Raw genomic sequence first — 15,116 nt, 5'->3', positions numbered from 1 at the left:
GCCGCCCCGGCACAGACCCCGCTTCGCGTCCGGGTGACTACCGCGCGGTGGCCACCGCGTCGTTCGTCCCCGCAGCGACGCTCACGGGTGCACCCGTGACCGGAGTGGGCCGTCCCAGGGAACGGACGGTCCAACCCGCCTTGACCCAGTCGGCGACCGGGAGGCAGTTGCGGGCGTCGATCACCGTGCGACGCCCGACGATCGAGGCGAGCGCCGCGGGGTCGGCAGCGATGACCTCGTCCCACTCGGTGAGGACGAGCACGACGTCGGCGTCCTCGATCGCACCCTCCATCGACGACGAGTAGGTGAGCGTCGGGAAGGAGCGGCGGGCGGTCTCCATCGCCTCCGGGTCCCACAGGGTGACCTGGGCGCCGCGGAGGTGCAGCGCAGCGGCGACGTTGAGTGCCGGCGAGTCGCGGACGTCGTCGGTGAGGGGCTTGAACGCCGCCCCGACGACGGCGACGCGACGGTTCAGCACGGAGCCGCCGAGCGCGTCGATCGTCATGTCGATGACGCGCTCACGCTGGCCCATGTTGATCTCGTCGACCTGCTGCATGAGGCCGACGACACGACCGGCACCGAGCTCGTTCGCGCGGTGCATGAGCGCCCGGATGTCCTTCGGCAGGCAGCCACCGCCGAATCCGAGGCCGGCGTTCAGGAACTTGCGGCCGATGCGGGCGTCGTGCCCGAGAGCGTCGGCCAGGGTCGACACGTCCGCACCGGTGATCGCGCACATCTCGGAGATCGCGTTGATGAACGAGATCTTCGTGGCGAGGAACGCGTTCGCGCTGACCTTGACGAGCTCCGCCGTGGCGAGGTCGGTCGTGATGACCGGGGTGCCCTCGGCGATGGGTGCGGCGTAGACCTCGCGGATCACGGCGTCGGCCGATGCGGAGGCACCGCCCCAGACGAGCCGGTCCGGGTGCAGCGTGTCGTCGACGGCCTTGCCCTCGCGCAGGAACTCCGGGTTCCAGATGAGCTCGGCGTCGATGCCCGACGGGGTGAACTCGCGGACGATGCCGCGGAGCCGCTCGGCCGTACCCACCGGGACCGTCGACTTGCCGACGATGAGGCCGGGGTGCGTGAGGTTCTCGGCGACACCGCGGGTGGCGTTCTCGACGTAGGTGAGGTTCGCGGCGTGCGACCCGGCGCGCTGCGGCGTCCCGACGCAGACGAAGTGGACGTCGGCCGCGGCCACGGCCTCGGGCAGCGACGCCGTGAAGCGGAGCTTGCCGCTGGCGACGTGCTTCGTGATGAGCTCCGGCAGGCCGGGCTCGTAGAACGGGACCTCGCCGGCCGACAGGGCCGCGAGCTTGGCGGGATCGACGTCCACGCCGATGGTCTCGAAGCCCATCTCGGCCATGGCGGCCGCGTGGGTGGCACCGAGGTAGCCGGTGCCGATGACGCTGATGACGGGTGCCGGACGGGAGTCTGCGGTCTTCTTCTGAGCGGTCACTGCTTGACCTCCTGCAGGTCGTAGTCGGTGTCGGTGCGCGAGATGCCGGCCACGAAGGCCTGGAGGCTGTCGGCGCGGGAGTTGAGTCGCCAGTCGTTCGTGGTGCGGACGCCGTCCACGACCGTGGTCGCGGTCTCGCTGAAGTACGAGAAGCCGATGACGTCGTCGTTGGCCGGTTCCGCGAGGCCGTCGAAGAGCGAGGTGATCCACTTCGCCTTCTGCCCGTTGGTCACGCTCGTCCCGGTCTCGGTCGCACCGATCTCGCTGAGGAGGATCTTCTTGTCCGGCGCGATCTGGCGGAGCTGGGCGAGGGTCTTGCCGAACGTGTTGTCGAAGGTCGGCGATTCCGAGGCGGTGCGGTAGTACCCGCTCATCCCGACCCAGTCGACGTACTTCGACTCCGGGTAGTACTCACGCAGGTAGTCGAGCTGCATGTACTTGTCGTTGCCGAGCTTGTCGATGCGGCTCGGTGCCCAGTTCCAGATGACGTACTTGTTCGCGCCGCTGGCCTGGAAGACGTCGTGCACGTGCTGCCACATCGCGACGTAGGACCCGGCTGCGTTCTGCTGTGCCGTCCCCTCGGACCAGTTGTACCAAGAGCCGTTCATCTCGTGGTCGAGCCGGATGACCATCGGCTGCCCGTTCGCCGCGAGGGCCTTCGCGTACTTCGTGAGGTAGGCGTCGAACTTGCCCGAGACGATGTCCTCGTTCGTGTACCCGGGGACGTACTTCGCGTCGTTGCCCGTCTTGGCGGGTGCGGACTCCCAGGTCATGAGCGGCAGGCGGCCGTTCGCCCACGCGCGCTGGACGGCGGTGGCGTTGAAGTCCTGGTCGAAGCCCTGGAAGAAGCCGACCATGTTCGTGGCCTTGCCGACCTGCTGCGAGACCTCGTCGTACTCCGCCCAGTTGAAGGGCGACTGCGCGGTGTAGAGGCCGTACCAGCGAGCCGGCTGCGCCATGATCTGCGCCTTGGTGGGGACGGCGATCGGGGTCGTGCCGGGGTCCTTCGAGGGGCCGCCGTTCGGGTTCGTGACGCCGTGGTTGCCGGAGCCGGAGCCGGAGCCGGAACCGTTGCCGGCGCCGCCGGAACCACCCGAGCCACTGCCCGAACCGTCGCCCGACCCGGAGCCGCCGGAGCCGCCGGAACCGTCGCCCGACCCTCCCGAACCCGACGCGCCGTCACCGGACCGTGCCCCGGCGGCCTTGGCAGCACCGAGGTCCGACTGCAGCGACGCGATCTGCGCCTTGAGCTCGGCGATCTGGTCGGCACGCGAGCCGGACTGCGCGGTCGAGGAGTCGAGCTTGCCCTCGAGCGCCCAGATCTTCTCCTGGGCGGCCGTGAGCTTCGTCTGGAGCTCGGCCGCCGAGATCTTCTTCTTCGGCGGCGTCACACCGAGCGCCTGGTGGACCGCGGTGGACACCGAGCCCGCCGGGGACACCCAGACGTTCCAGGTGATGAGTCCGAGGACGAGGACGATGGCGGTGGTCCCGACCGCGGTGAGTCGTGCGTGCTTGCTGGACTGGGCCCACCAGGCACCTGAGGAGCGGATGAGGTCAGACAATGAGGAAGGCCTCCAGGGCGAAGATCGCGAAGCCGATGCAGTACGGGATCGCGGCGTACGGGTTGTACCGACGGACGCGTGCCGGGGCGGGGGCCGCCGCGGTCGCCGACTGCGACTGCGCTGCAGTGGCTGCCGAGCGGCGGGTCGCGAGCACCGTCGCGGTGGAGTTGGTGGTGGCGTCCGGGCCGAACAGGTCGTCGAACGCCCGGTCCACGGCGCGCTGGTCGTCGCCGTAGCCGGCTCCACCGGCCGGGGCCGGGGCAGCCGCGTCGATCGGGCTCACCGGGGTCTGGGTGGCGACGGCCGAGGGCTGCACCGCGTCCGCGGGGTCCTCCTCCATCGGTCCACCGGCGTACGCACCGGCACGGGTCCCCCAGCCGGACGCGTGCGCCAGGCGGAAGAAACCGATGAGTCGGATCGGCATGAGGAAGAACGTCGACACGATGATGAACATCGGCAGGCGGAAGAAGTCGCTCGGCTTCTCGGCGAGGTGCCGCATCTGCCGGATCGCCATGCTGAGCACCGACGAGACCACCATGAGGGCGGCGACGTAGACGAAGCCGGTCGAGAAGCCGTACTGCTGCAGGATCCCCTGGTAGAGGTTCTCGCCCTGGCCGGTGAAGGCGCGGTAGATCCAGCCGGCGATCACGCCGAACAGCATGAACGGCAGGATGATGTCGGTGAGGAAGAACACCGCGAGGATCGGCGCGTGGCCGAGCATCCACGGGAGCATCCGGAGCGTGTTGTACTGCGAACCACGGGCCCAGCGGAGCTGCTGCTTGAACAGCTTCTTCACCTGCAGCGGAGCGTCCGTGTAGACCAGCGAGGTGTACTGGTAGACGGTCCGGTACCCCTCCTTGAGCGTGAGGTTCGTCAGGGTCCGGTCGTCGGACACCTCGAGGAACACGCCCATGAACTTCTCGTGCATGAAGCGGTCCATGACGCGCACGAGGATGTCGCGGCGGAAGGCGATCGTGCGCCCGGGCAGGCAACCGATCTGGCCGAGGACGCTCTGCGCGGGCATCGAGTACAGCGCGCGGGAGTTCTCCAGCCAGTCCGCCCAGCGGGTGATCCAGCTGCGGGTCGGCTCGAGGATGCGCTGGCGCGTCGTCACGCCACCGACCGAGGCGTCCGCGAACGGCTTGAGCAGCTCGTCGAGGGTGCCGGGCGTCCACACCGTGTCCGAGTCGACGAGCACGGTGATGTCGCCGTTGGACATCTCGGTGCCGACCTTGACGGCGTTGCGCTTGCCCGGGATGGGCGTGTGCGTCCAGCGGACGAGTGGGGCGAACTCGTCACAGACCGCTTCGAGGGCCTCGTTGCGGGCGCCGTTGATGACGACGATGATCTCGCCGGGACGCTGCTCGACCATGCGGCCGATGACGTCGCGGAAGAGGTCGAGCGGTTCGTCCACGACGGGGACGATGACGCTCGTGGTGCCGGTGTAGGTGCCGGTGTAGGGGCGGTAGCGGGCGGACAGGATGACCTTGAGCAACCAGAGCAACCAGATCACCGCGGAGTACACGGCGAACAGGTAGAACTCGGGGTGCCCTTCGACCATCTGCCTGATCTGCAGAATGAAGGTGAACATCGATCCCTGCTTCAACGTTCGAGGTGGAGATTCCGCTTCGTTGGGGAATCAGGGCCGGTTCGGGTGACCCCATTGATGCAGAACCGTGACCCGGTGCGCAACGCGACCCCCGACCGGGGGCGTTACGGGCACGTTACGGGGTACACCACGGTCCCCCTCCGCGTGTGGTCATCGTGTCCGCACTGGTGCTGACAGCACTCCGGTGGACCACGTTCACTGCGCAACGCGCGTTCTGCAGACCTCCCGGGCCCGGGAGGCGCGACTCACCTCTGCAGGAAACCCCCGGTCAGCGGATGGTCACCTCGGACCGCGTTGCCTCGCCTGCCGGGCACGTTCCAGTCACCCCGGATGCTCGGTAACGACCAGGTAACGAGCGCTCATCAGTGCGCTGCCGGGGTACAGGCAGATGTCGAACGGGGGACGCTGCACGTTACGGGGAATTCACTTCCGAGGACGTGTCAACTCGCTGCGAAACACGTCGGTCCGGGCGTGTCGCGACGGGCGTCAGGCGCCGTAGAACTCGCGCTCGAAGACCTGACGTGCCCGGCGGGTGACCCCGAGGTAGTCCTCCTCGAGCTCCGAGGCGGACCCTGGCGGGTACTCCATCAGACGTGCGATGCCCTCGAGCTGCACCCGGTCGACGGGCAGCACGTCCGTGGTCTTGCCCGACCAGAGCACGAGCGCGCTCCGGGTCCGCGAGGCGAAGCGCCAGGCGGCACCGAGACGCTCGGCGTCGTCGGGGGCGACGAGGCCGGCGTCGCGGGCGGCGTCGAGCGCCTCGAGCGTGGACGTCGTCCGGAGGCCCGGGATCGTCAGCGCGTGCTGCAGCTGGAGGAGCTGGACGAACCACTCGACGTCGCTCAGGGAACCGCGGCCGAGCTTGAGGTGCCGGGCGGGGTCCGCACCGCGCGGGAGGCGTTCGGACTCGACACGGGCCTTGATGCGTCGGACCTCGCGCACCTGCTGGTCGTCGATGTGCTCCGGGTAGCGCGTGCGGTCGGCGAGGTGCTCGAAGTCACGCAGGAGCTGCGCGTCCCCGACCGCCCCGCGGGCCCGGAGCAGCGCCTGGGCCTCCCACGTGAGCGACCAGCGGGCGTAGTACGCCCCGTAGGAGTCGAGCGTGCGCACCACGGGGCCGTTCTTGCCCTCGGGGCGGAGGTCGATGTCGAGGTCGAACGGGTGGATCGCGTCGTCGGTCAACCGGGCGAGCTCCCGCACGATGGTCTGCGCCGCGCGCGAAGCCTGTTCGGACGGGACGTCCTCGGTCGCCCGGTACACGTAGAGGACGTCGGCGTCCGAGCCGAAGCCGAGCTCGCGGCCGCCGTACCGCCCCATCGCGATGACGCCGAACTCCAGGCCGGCCGGGGCGTCCCGTCGCGCGAGCGTGAGGGCACCGGCCAGGGTTGACTCCGTGACGTCGCTCAACGCCGGGCCGAGGGCATCGACGTCGAGGTGTCCGAGCACGGCGGCCATGCCGAGCCGGAGCGTCTCACGCCGTCGGGCGGACCGGACCAGGGCGGCCGCGCCGTCCACGTCGTCCCCGTGCCGTGCCGTCGTCGCCGTGACCTCGGCGAGCAGCGACTCGATCGGCCGGGGGCGCAGCAGCGCCTCCGGTTCGTCGAGCCAGGCCACGGCCTCGGGGAATCGTTCGAGCAGCCCGGACAGGAACGCCGACTCGGAGAGCACGGTGGTGAGCGAATGTGCTGCGCCGGAGGAGTCCCGGAGCATGCGGAGGAACCAGCTCGACTCCCCCAGGGTGTCGCTCAGCCGACGGAAGGCCAGGAGCGCCCGGTCCGGTGCCGGTCCCTCGGCCATCCAGCGCAGGAGTACCGGCAGGAGGTTCCGCTGGATCGCCGCACGGCGGCTCGTGCCCTGCGTCAGTGCCCGGATGTGGCCGAGTGCCCCGGCGGGGTCCGCGAAGCCGATCGCGCCGAGCCGGTCGACCGCCTGGTCGCTGGTGAGCACGATGTCGCCGTCGCTCGCGGCCACCGCGGACAGGAGCGGTCGGTAGAACAGGCGCTCGTGCAGGCCGCGGACCTCGAGCTTCACGGCACGCCACCGTGTCTCGAGCGCGGCAGCGGACCGTGCGAGACCGCTCGACCGCGCGAGGACCCGGAGCTCGTCCTCGTCGGAGGGCATGAGGTGGGTGCGCTGCAGGCGGCGGAGCTGGATGCGGTGTTCGAGCAGGCGGAGCAGGGCGTAGTCCGGACCGAAGCGGGCGGCCTCGGCACGGCCGACGTAGCCGGCGTCGGTGAGCGCGTCCATCGCCTCGAGCGTGGACCGGACCCGGACGGTCTCGTCGTCGCGGCCGTGCACGAGCTGCAGCAGCTGCACGGTGAACTCGACGTCGCGCAGACCGCCCGGCCCGAGCTTGAGCTGCCGGTCGACCTCGTCGTCGGGGATGTTGTCGGTGACCCGCTGCCGCATGCGCTGCACGGACTCGACGAACCCCGGTCGCTGCGCGGACGTCCACACGAAGCCGGCGACCGCGGTGGCGTAGCGCTCCCCCAGGTCGACCGAACCCGCGATCGGCCGCGCCTTGAGCAGGGCCTGGAACTCCCACTCCTTCGCCCAGCGCTCGTAGTACGCCACGTGGGAGTCGAGCGTCCGGACGAGTGCGCCGTCCTTGCCCTCCGGCCGGAGGTTCGCATCGACCTCCCACAGCGCCGGTTCGGCCGCGAGGTCGGTGATGGCGTGCGTGGCCGCGATCGCCAGCCGCGTGGCGATGAGCACGGCACGGTCGGTCCCCACGCCCGTGCCCGCCTCGTCGTCGTGGGTCGGTTCGGTGACGAAGATGACGTCGACGTCGCTGACGTAGTTGAGTTCGCGGGCCCCGGCCTTGCCCATCGCGATGACGGCGAGCGGCGTCGCCTCGACGTCGGCCGCGGGGAACGGGACCTCGCGCCGGGCGACGTCCACCGCGGCCTCGAGCGCGGCACCGGCGAGGTCGGCCAGCCCGGCCGCGACGGCGGGGAACGCCTCGGTCGGCGCGGCGTTCAGGACGTCGAACAGCGCGATCTGGGCCAGGTGCCGGCGGTAGCGCACCCGGAGCCGGAGCCGGGCGTCCTCGCCCGTGGCACCATCGATCGCGGCGAGCAACGAGTCGGTGTACTCCTGCTGCGACCACGGCGCCGTCACGGGCGCCAGGAGCAGGTCGATCTCCGCCGGACGGCGGTGCAGGAACTCGCCGAGCCCGACCGACGCCCCGAGGAGCCGCACGAGCCGTTCGGTGGCGGCGTCGTCCGCGAGGACCGGACGCAGTTCGTCCGGCGCGCGCTCGAGCAGCCGCTCGAGCGCGCGGAGTGCGCCGTCGGGATCGGCCGTGGACTCCCACAGTGCCGGGGACCCGCTCACCGGCACCTGCAGGTCGGGGCCGAACCGCGCCTCCAGGTCGGCGATGCGTTCCAGGCTCTCCGACAGCTCCGCGAAGCCCAGGCGGGCCAACTCGGAACGCGACGTCGTCGTCCGACCGGTCATGTGGTGCGTGCCCCCGGTGCCGTCAGAGCGCGCCGAGGTTCGTGTCGAGCTCGAACGGCGTGACCTGGTCGCGGTAGGCCTTCCACTCCTGGCGCTTGTTCAGCAGCACGAAGTTGAAGACCTGCTCGCCGAGCGTCTCCGCCACGAGCTCCGAGTCCTCCATGAGGCTCAGCGCGTGGTCGAGGCTCGCCGGCAGCTGGCTGTACCCGAGGGCACGGCGCTCGGAGTCGGACAGGCTCCAGACGTTGTCCTCGGCCTCCGGCGGGAGCTCGTAGCCCTCGTCGATGCCCTTGAGCCCCGCGGCCAGCAGCAGCGAGTACGCGAGGTAGGGGTTCGCCGCCGAGTCGATGCCGCGGTACTCGATACGGGCGGACTGGCCCTTGTTCGGCTTGTACAGCGGGACGCGCACGAGGGCCGAGCGGTTGTTGTGGCCCCAGGTCACGAACGACGGGGCCTCGTCACCGCCCCAGAGGCGCTTGTACGAGTTCACGAACTGGTTCGTGACGGCGGTGATCTCCGGCGCGTGCTTGAGGACGCCGGCGATGAAGTGCTTCGCGGTGTCGGACAGCTGGTACTGACCGCCCGCCTCGTAGAAGGCGTTCTGGTCGCCCTCGAACAGCGACACGTGCGTGTGCATGCCCGAGCCCGGCTGGCCGGAGATCGGCTTCGGCATGAACGTCGCGTAGACGCCCTGCTCGATCGCGACCTCCTTCACGACGGTGCGGAACGTCATGATGTTGTCCGCCATCGTCAGTGCGTCGGCGTAGCGGAGGTCGATCTCGTTCTGGCCGGGGCCGGCCTCGTGGTGGGAGAACTCCACCGAGATGCCGAGGTCCTCGAGCATCCGGACGGACCGGCGACGGAAGTCGTGCGCGCTGCCGCCGGGGACGTTGTCGAAGTAGCCGGCGCGGTCGACGGGCTGCGGGCCGCCGTCCTTCCAGTCGCGGCTCTTCAGCAGGTAGAACTCGATCTCGGGGTGCGTGTAGAACGTGAAGCCGCGTTCGCTCGCCTTCGCCAGCGTGCGCTTGAGCACGTTGCGCGGGTCGGCGACGGCGGGCTGGCCGTCCGGCGTCGTGATGTCGCAGAACATCCGCGCGGTCGGGTCGATCTCGCCGCGCCACGGGAGGATCTGGAACGTCGACGGGTCCGGGTGGGCCAGGACGTCCGCCTCGTACGAGCGCGTGAGTCCCTCGATCGCGGAGCCGTCGAACCCGATGCCCTCGGCGAACGCGCCCTCGACCTCGGCCGGGGCGATCGCCACGGACTTCAGGGTCCCGATGACGTCCGTGAACCAGAGTCGGATGAACTTGATGCCCCGCTCCTCGATGGTGCGGAGCACGAAGTCCGTCTGCTTGTCCATTGACGCCCTTTCCGTGGTGCAGCTGGTCCAGCTGGGAATCTCAGCCTATTGGTCTTCGTCGTCCCAACGCTCGTTGTTCGCCTTGATCCGGTCCAGGGCGTGTTGCGCTTCCTCACGCGAGGCGAACGGGCCGATCCGGTCGCGCTGCGGCGACTGCGGGCCCTGCTCGACGGTGTGCGTCTTCTCGTTGAACCACCACTGGGACTCGATGCGTTCGTCACTCATGCCGCCACCGTACCCAGGTGGGGCGGCGGCGGTGCGGGCGGGCCGCGCCCCGCGCGCTGGGTGACCGCCTGGAGGCGCAGCTGGCGTCCGTCGGGCCGGCACCGCGCCTCCAGGCGGCCGCGTCCGCGCGACACGCGGCCCCGGCTAGAGTGGTCCGCATGCCCCGGGACGAACACGGACACCTGACCGCCGGCCGCATCTCCCCGTTGCGGTCCGTCCCGAAGGAGATCGAGCGCCCGGAGTACGTCGGCAAGGCCGAGCCGCACGAGCACGGACTCGGCGACACGTACACCCCGGACGAGGTCGAGCGGATCCGGACCGCCGGGCGCATCGCCTCCCAGGCCGTCGACGCCGTGGGCGCGGCGATCCGCCCCGGTGTCACGACGGACGAGCTCGACCGGATCGGCCACGAGTTCGTCGTCGCGCACGGCGCCTACCCCTCGACGCTCGGCTACCGCGGCTACCCGAAGTCGCTCTGCTCGAGCCTCAACGAGGTCATCTGCCACGGCATCCCCGACGACACCGTCCTGCAGGAGGGCGACCTCGTCAACATCGACATCACCGCCTACAAGGACGGGATGCACGGCGACACGAACCGCACCTTCATCGTCGGGCAGGCGTCGCAGGAGGTCGAGGACCTCGTGACCCGCACGCGACTCGCCCTCGAGCGCGGGATCAAGGCCGTCGCCCCTGGTCGGCAGGTGAACGTCATCGGCCGTGCCATCGAGGCGTACGCGAAGCGCTTCGGCTACGGCGTCGTCCGCGACTACACCGGCCACGGCGTCGGGCGGGCGTTCCACTCCGGGCTGATCATCCCCCACTACGACGCCCCGCGCTTCGACGACGTCATGGTGCCCGGCATGGTCTTCACGATCGAGCCGATGCTCACGCTCGGCGGCATCGACGCCGACATCTGGGCCGACGACTGGACCGTCTCCACCCGGGACAAGTCGTGGACCGCACAGTTCGAACACACCCTCGTCGTCACCGAGCGCGGCGCGGAACTCCTCACGGTCTCCTGACCTCCACACCGAAAGGCTCCTCATGACCACCCTCGCAGTCGGCGTCGACATCGGCGGTACGGGCATCAAGGGCGCGATCGTCGACGTCTCCACCGGCGAACTCACCACCGACCGGATCAAGAAGGCGACGCCGGAGGGCGGGAAGCCGCACGACATCGTCGCCGTGGCCGCGTCCATCCTCGACGAGCTCGCTCCGGCGTCGGACGTGCCCGTCGGGGTCTGCTTCCCGGCGATCGTGCGCGACGGCAAGACCATGTCCGCGGCGAACGTGTCGAAGAAGTGGATCGGCTTCGAGGCCGAGGCGCTCTTCGAGAAGGAGCTCGGCCGCTCCATCCACTTCGTCAACGACGCCGACGCCGCCGGGTACGCCGAGCAGCAGTTCGGTGCGGCGAAGGGCAAGGACGGCCTGGTCGTCGTCACGACGCTCGGCACCGGCATCGGCACGGCGCTCATCAACGACGGCGTGCTCATCGTGAACTCGGAGCTCGGGCACCTCGAGATCGACGGGCACGACGCCGAGTCCCGCGCCTCGTTCGCCGCGAAGGAGCGCGACGACCTGTCGTGGAAGCACTGGGCGAAGCGGCTGCAGAAGTACTACTCCACGCTCGAGGCCCTGCTCTCCCCGGAGCTCTTCGTCGTCGGCGGCGGGGTGTCGAAGCAGTACGAGGAGTTCCTGCCGCTGCTCGACCTGCAGGCGGACATCATCCCGGCGACGCTCCGGAACAACGCGGGCATCATCGGCGCCGCGACCCTGGCCGCGCGGAGCGCCTGACGCGTCGGACGCGCCTGCGTGGGCTCGCCCGGACGCCGAGGTCGCACAACACGCCGCGCGCGTCCTGCCGAGGTCGCACAAGGTGCCGCGCGCGTCTCGTCGGGACGGCACTTCGCGCGACCTCGGCGTCCGCGCCCGGTAGACTCGTGCTCGCGAATGGGTCGGTGAGACGGTCGCGTCACTCCCCCGGGAGTGCCGAGGAACGTCCGGGCTCCACAGAGCAGGGCGGTGGGTAACACCCACCCGGAGCAATCCGCGAGACAGTGCCACAGAAAGCAGACCGCCGGCGGCGACGTCGGTAAGGGTGAAACGGTGGTGTAAGAGACCACCAGGGGTCCGGGTGACCGGATCCGCTCGGTAAACCTCGCCCGGAGCAAGGTCAGACAGAGGACGCTGAGGCTGCTCGCCGAGTCCTCGGGTAGACCGCTGGAGGCCGACGGCAACGTCGGTCCGAGAGAGATGGCCGTCACCGCCGCGCGAGCGGCGGGACAGAACCCGGCGTACGGCCGGCCCATTCGCACCCCACGCTCCGTGCGCAAGCGCGGCGCGGGCGCCGACCGCGGCACTGTGCGAGGGCGCACGGTGCGCGGAGCGCGAACCCGTGCCGGGTTGCGCACTCGGTGCGCCGCTTCAGCGCGCCACGGCGTGACCGACACCGCACCAGGTCGTGTGCGCCGCACCGTGCGCCCGGCCCGCGCCGGGTCGCGCGGTGCGGCCGGCCCGCCCCCGTTAGCGCGCGCACACGACGGACGGGAGGCGCGGTGCCAGCCGGCACCGCGCCTCCCGTTCGTCGTCTGGTCGCGTCTAGAGCCCGGACTCCGCCGTCCGCACCAGGATCGCGTCGCTGTCGGGGCAGAGCACGACGTCGTCGGGCGCTGCCCGCCGGATGGTCTGCAGGTCAGAGTTCGTGAGCGTCACGCCGGACGCCGTGGACACCCCGCCCTGCAGCAGCGAGGCACCGAAGCCGTACCGCGCCCGCTGCCGGTCGTACAGCGCGAGGAGGTCCGCCGGCACCTTCGCGGCGACGGCGGCACGGCTCTGCGTGGCCGATTCACGGTCGGACTCGAGCCGGGCGATCTCGGCGTCGCGCTCGGCCACGAGCCCGGCACGTGCGGCTTCGACGTCGGCGAGCTGCGCCTCGATGTCGCCGACGCGGGCGCGGAAGCCGTCAAGGTTCTCCATGACCTCGAGTTCGGCCGTCTCGAGGTCCCCGATGCGGCGCTGCAGCGACTCGAGCTCGTTCTGGAGACCGGCGGCGTCCTTCGCGCTGGACACGTTCTGGAGCATCGTGGTGTCACGCTCCACACGGGCCTGCGCCGTGGCGGTGTCGGACTCGAGGCGGGCGAGTTCGCGCTCGGCGTCCTCGACCTCGCCGGTGGCCGCCGCGAGCTGGGCGCGCAGCCCCGCCGCCGTGGTGCCGAGCTCGGTGAGCCGGTCCCCCTTCTGCAGCGACGTGATGCGGTGCGCGATCCGGGTGACGTCGTTGTCGAGACGCTGGACGTCGAGGAGGATGACCTGGTCCTCGGGTGCTGCCTTCATGGTCAGACTCCTTGTGTGTCGGTGGTGGGTTCGGCGGCCGGCAGGACGGCGAAGTCCCACGGGTCGGTGCGGAGGTCGCTCACGGTGACGCGGACGCCCGCGGCGCGGCGGAGTTGCTCGGCGGCGACGTCGAGCCAGAGCCACTCGGTGGCCCAGTGCGAGGTGTCGATGAGGGCGGGCCCGCCGACGAGCATCGCCTGCTCGCGGAACTCGGACGCCGGGTGGTGCCGGAGGTCGCTCGTGAGGTAGACGTCGGCCCCGAGCACGTCGGGGTGCCCGAGGTACGCGTCGCCGGCTCCGGCGCAGAGTGCGACGGAGCGGACGGGCCGGTCGAACTCCCCCGAGACCCGGACGCCGGTCGCGGTGCCGGGCAGGAGGTCCACCAGCGCCCGGGCGAGCGCGCCGAGCGTGGTCGGTTCGGCGAGCACCCCGACGCGGCCGATGCCCGTCGACGGGTCCGCACCGGGTTCGAGCGGGCGCTGGTCGGTCAGGCCGAGCCGGTCGGCGAGCACGGCCGAGGTACCCGTCGTCACGACGTCGGCGTTGGTGTGCGCTGCGACGAGGGCTGCCCCGCCGCGCACCAGGTTGGCGAGCACGCTGCCCTTGTAGGTCGACTCGGCGATCGTGGTGACGCCGCGGAGCAGCAGCGGGTGGTGGGTGAGCAGCAGGTCAGCGCCGAGCTCGACCGTCTCGCGGGCGGTGGCCGGGACGGCGTCGACTGCGAGGTGCACGTGCTCGATCGTCTGGTCGGGGTCCCCCACCACGAGCCCGACGGAGTCCCAGGACTCGGCGCCGGCGGCGGGCCACAGGTCTTCGATCACGGCCTGGAGTTCGCGGAGCGTCGGCATCCCGTCAGTCTACCGAGCCGCCCGGGTCGGTCCGGGCGCCCTGTGGACGACGACGGCACCGAGCAGCACTGTGGACGACGGGTGATGCGCCGCTGCCCGGTGGATCAGCGGCGACCGAACGCGCGCAGGACGACGGCGACGAAGCGCGTCCACCACCCGGCGGAGGCACGGTCCTCGGACGCGACGTCGGCTGCGTGGGCCGGGTGCCCGGCGGGCGTGTGCGCGGCGGGCGCGTGGGCGGCGGTTTCGGCGGTCGTCGGGACGACGGCCTCCGGGAGCACGACGGGCGTGCTCGCGGTCGCGCCGGCGTGCGCCGTCAGCGCGGCGGCGAACGCGGCACGGTCGATCACGGTCGGCCCGGTCGCGGGCTGGACGAGCGGCGTGGGTCGCGTGTTCGCGGACACCGGTGAGACGACCGGGAGGGACAGCACCGGACGAGCGGGCTCGTCGCGTCCCGGCGTGGTCGCCTCGGGGGCGTCGATCGCGTCCACGACCTCGGTCGCGTCCACGAGCGCGGGAGCGGGCGCGGAGCCCGTCGGGGCGACGACAGCGGTGACGACGGCGGGTGCCGGGACGGCGGCCGACGCGGGCACGCCGGCGACCGGCACGCTGCCCGTCGCCGCACGCCGCGCCGCGGCACGGTCACGACGATCGGCCTCGAGCGCGGCATCGGCCAGCAGGTCCGCGAACACGGAGTGGGCGAACGCCCGAGCGGCCTCGACCTCGGGGTCGCGCTGTCCGGCGACGGTGGCCTCCCACGCGGCGAGGCGAGCGAGGTCCTCGTCACGACGACGGACCTCGTCCTCGAGGATCACGATGCGCTCGATCGTGCTGCGGCCGCTGGACGAGGACACCTCGACGGCGAGGTCCTCGATGCGGAGGGCGAGGCGCTCCGGCGGTTCAGGGAAGGACGGCGCGCAGACCGCGGCGTGCCGAGCACGGTCGCGGGGGCGACGGAAGGCGGAGTCGTCGGCCGGCACACCGGCGTCGACGACGGCCGCGGCGCCGCTGGTCGTGGCGGGCTCGACGGGGGCGTCCGACGCTGCGTCCGGACGCTGCACGGGCCCGGTGACCGGCGGGACCACGAGGTCCGACAGGTACGGGGCGCGCGTCGCCGGGGCGTCACGGAGCCACTCCTCGAGCTCGCGACCGAACGGGTCGACGAGGGGGGTGCGTGCACCGGACTGCGTTTCCATGATCGAAGGATAAATATCGCAACGCTCATCTCGGCGGACATCCCCGGTGTGTCGCCGGAGTCCCTGCC

11 protein-coding genes and 1 other RNA gene are annotated in these 15,116 nt (G+C 71.2%); 3 read left to right on the top strand and 9 right to left on the bottom strand.

Annotated elements, in window-relative coordinates; genetic code table 11:
* Positions 1-37: 37 nt before the first annotated feature.
* From J2X60_RS17855 to J2X60_RS17830, 6 genes are all read right to left on the bottom strand, one after another.
* A complete protein-coding gene (locus J2X60_RS17855) occupies positions 38-1,456 on the bottom strand; it encodes a UDP-glucose/GDP-mannose dehydrogenase family protein (RefSeq protein WP_070418786.1) in 1,419 nt (472 codons plus the stop codon).
* On the bottom strand, positions 1,453-3,018 hold the full coding sequence (locus J2X60_RS17850; RefSeq protein WP_309889428.1) for a glycosyl hydrolase: 1,566 nt from the start codon (positions 3,016-3,018) through the stop codon (positions 1,453-1,455). The genes J2X60_RS17855 and J2X60_RS17850 overlap by 4 nt, the downstream gene beginning before the upstream one ends.
* The gene (locus J2X60_RS17845; protein WP_309889426.1) at positions 3,011-4,609 is read right to left on the bottom strand and encodes a glycosyltransferase family 2 protein; all 1,599 of its coding nucleotides are present in this window, start codon (positions 4,607-4,609) and stop codon (positions 3,011-3,013) included. Before J2X60_RS17845 ends, J2X60_RS17850 begins: the two co-directional genes overlap by 8 nt.
* A 504-nt stretch (positions 4,610-5,113) precedes the next feature.
* On the bottom strand, positions 5,114-8,086 hold the full coding sequence (locus J2X60_RS17840) for a bifunctional [glutamine synthetase] adenylyltransferase/[glutamine synthetase]-adenylyl-L-tyrosine phosphorylase (RefSeq protein ID WP_309889424.1): 2,973 nt from the start codon (positions 8,084-8,086) through the stop codon (positions 5,114-5,116).
* A 22-nt stretch (positions 8,087-8,108) separates the two neighbouring features.
* Positions 8,109-9,446, bottom strand: coding sequence for a type I glutamate--ammonia ligase (gene glnA / locus J2X60_RS17835; protein WP_070418782.1), 1,338 nt, complete (start codon positions 9,444-9,446; stop codon positions 8,109-8,111).
* 45 nt (positions 9,447-9,491) lie between these two features.
* Positions 9,492-9,671 (bottom strand): SPOR domain-containing protein, encoded by a 180-nt coding sequence (locus tag J2X60_RS17830; RefSeq protein WP_309889422.1) that lies wholly within the window; start codon positions 9,669-9,671, stop codon positions 9,492-9,494.
* Between the two features lie 158 nt (positions 9,672-9,829).
* Here J2X60_RS17830 and map point away from each other — a divergent pair, with 158 nt between their 5' ends.
* The 3 genes from map to rnpB all read left to right on the top strand — a co-directional run bounded on the left by map (position 9,830) and on the right by rnpB (position 11,983).
* Entirely contained in the window at positions 9,830-10,693 is an 864-nt protein-coding gene (map, locus tag J2X60_RS17825) for a type I methionyl aminopeptidase (RefSeq protein ID WP_309889419.1), read from the top strand.
* A gap of 22 nt (positions 10,694-10,715) precedes the next feature.
* Positions 10,716-11,465, top strand: a complete 750-nt coding sequence (gene ppgK / locus J2X60_RS17820; protein ID WP_309779436.1) for a polyphosphate--glucose phosphotransferase — start codon at positions 10,716-10,718, stop codon at positions 11,463-11,465.
* Positions 11,466-11,622: 157 nt separating this feature from the next.
* An RNA gene (rnpB, locus tag J2X60_RS17815) (RNase P RNA component class A) lies at positions 11,623-11,983 on the top strand.
* Between the two features lie 286 nt (positions 11,984-12,269).
* On the opposite strand, the gene J2X60_RS17810 is transcribed toward rnpB, so the two are convergent.
* From J2X60_RS17810 to J2X60_RS17800, 3 genes are all read right to left on the bottom strand, one after another.
* Positions 12,270-13,004 (bottom strand): hypothetical protein, encoded by a 735-nt coding sequence (locus tag J2X60_RS17810; RefSeq protein WP_309889417.1) that lies wholly within the window; start codon positions 13,002-13,004, stop codon positions 12,270-12,272.
* A 2-nt stretch (positions 13,005-13,006) separates the two neighbouring features.
* The gene (locus tag J2X60_RS17805) at positions 13,007-13,852 is read right to left on the bottom strand and encodes a Nif3-like dinuclear metal center hexameric protein (RefSeq protein ID WP_309889415.1); all 846 of its coding nucleotides are present in this window, start codon (positions 13,850-13,852) and stop codon (positions 13,007-13,009) included.
* A gap of 104 nt (positions 13,853-13,956) precedes the next feature.
* Positions 13,957-15,048 (bottom strand): hypothetical protein, encoded by a 1,092-nt coding sequence (locus J2X60_RS17800; protein WP_309889413.1) that lies wholly within the window; start codon positions 15,046-15,048, stop codon positions 13,957-13,959.
* Positions 15,049-15,116: the final 68 nt, after the last annotated feature.

The sequence above is a fragment of the Curtobacterium sp. 320 genome (assembly GCF_031455235.1).
In the GTDB taxonomy this organism is placed as follows: Bacteria; Actinomycetota; Actinomycetes; order Actinomycetales; family Microbacteriaceae; genus Curtobacterium.
This window is presented reverse-complemented; position numbering and strand designations above follow the sequence as displayed.

Coding starts and splice junctions, on each gene's coding strand:
- J2X60_RS17845 (WP_309889426.1), bottom strand. CDS start 4,609: ATGTTCACCTTCATTCTGCAGATCAGGCAGATGGTCGAAGGGCACCCC.
- J2X60_RS17840 (WP_309889424.1), bottom strand. CDS start 8,086: ATGACCGGTCGGACGACGACGTCGCGTTCCGAGTTGGCCCGCCTGGGC.
- glnA (WP_070418782.1), bottom strand. CDS start 9,446: ATGGACAAGCAGACGGACTTCGTGCTCCGCACCATCGAGGAGCGGGGC.
- J2X60_RS17830 (WP_309889422.1), bottom strand. CDS start 9,671: ATGAGTGACGAACGCATCGAGTCCCAGTGGTGGTTCAACGAGAAGACG.
- map (WP_309889419.1), top strand. CDS start 9,830: ATGCCCCGGGACGAACACGGACACCTGACCGCCGGCCGCATCTCCCCG.
- ppgK (WP_309779436.1), top strand. CDS start 10,716: ATGACCACCCTCGCAGTCGGCGTCGACATCGGCGGTACGGGCATCAAG.
- J2X60_RS17810 (WP_309889417.1), bottom strand. CDS start 13,004: ATGAAGGCAGCACCCGAGGACCAGGTCATCCTCCTCGACGTCCAGCGT.
- J2X60_RS17805 (WP_309889415.1), bottom strand. CDS start 13,852: ATGCCGACGCTCCGCGAACTCCAGGCCGTGATCGAAGACCTGTGGCCC.
- J2X60_RS17800 (WP_309889413.1), bottom strand. CDS start 15,048: ATGGAAACGCAGTCCGGTGCACGCACCCCCCTCGTCGACCCGTTCGGT.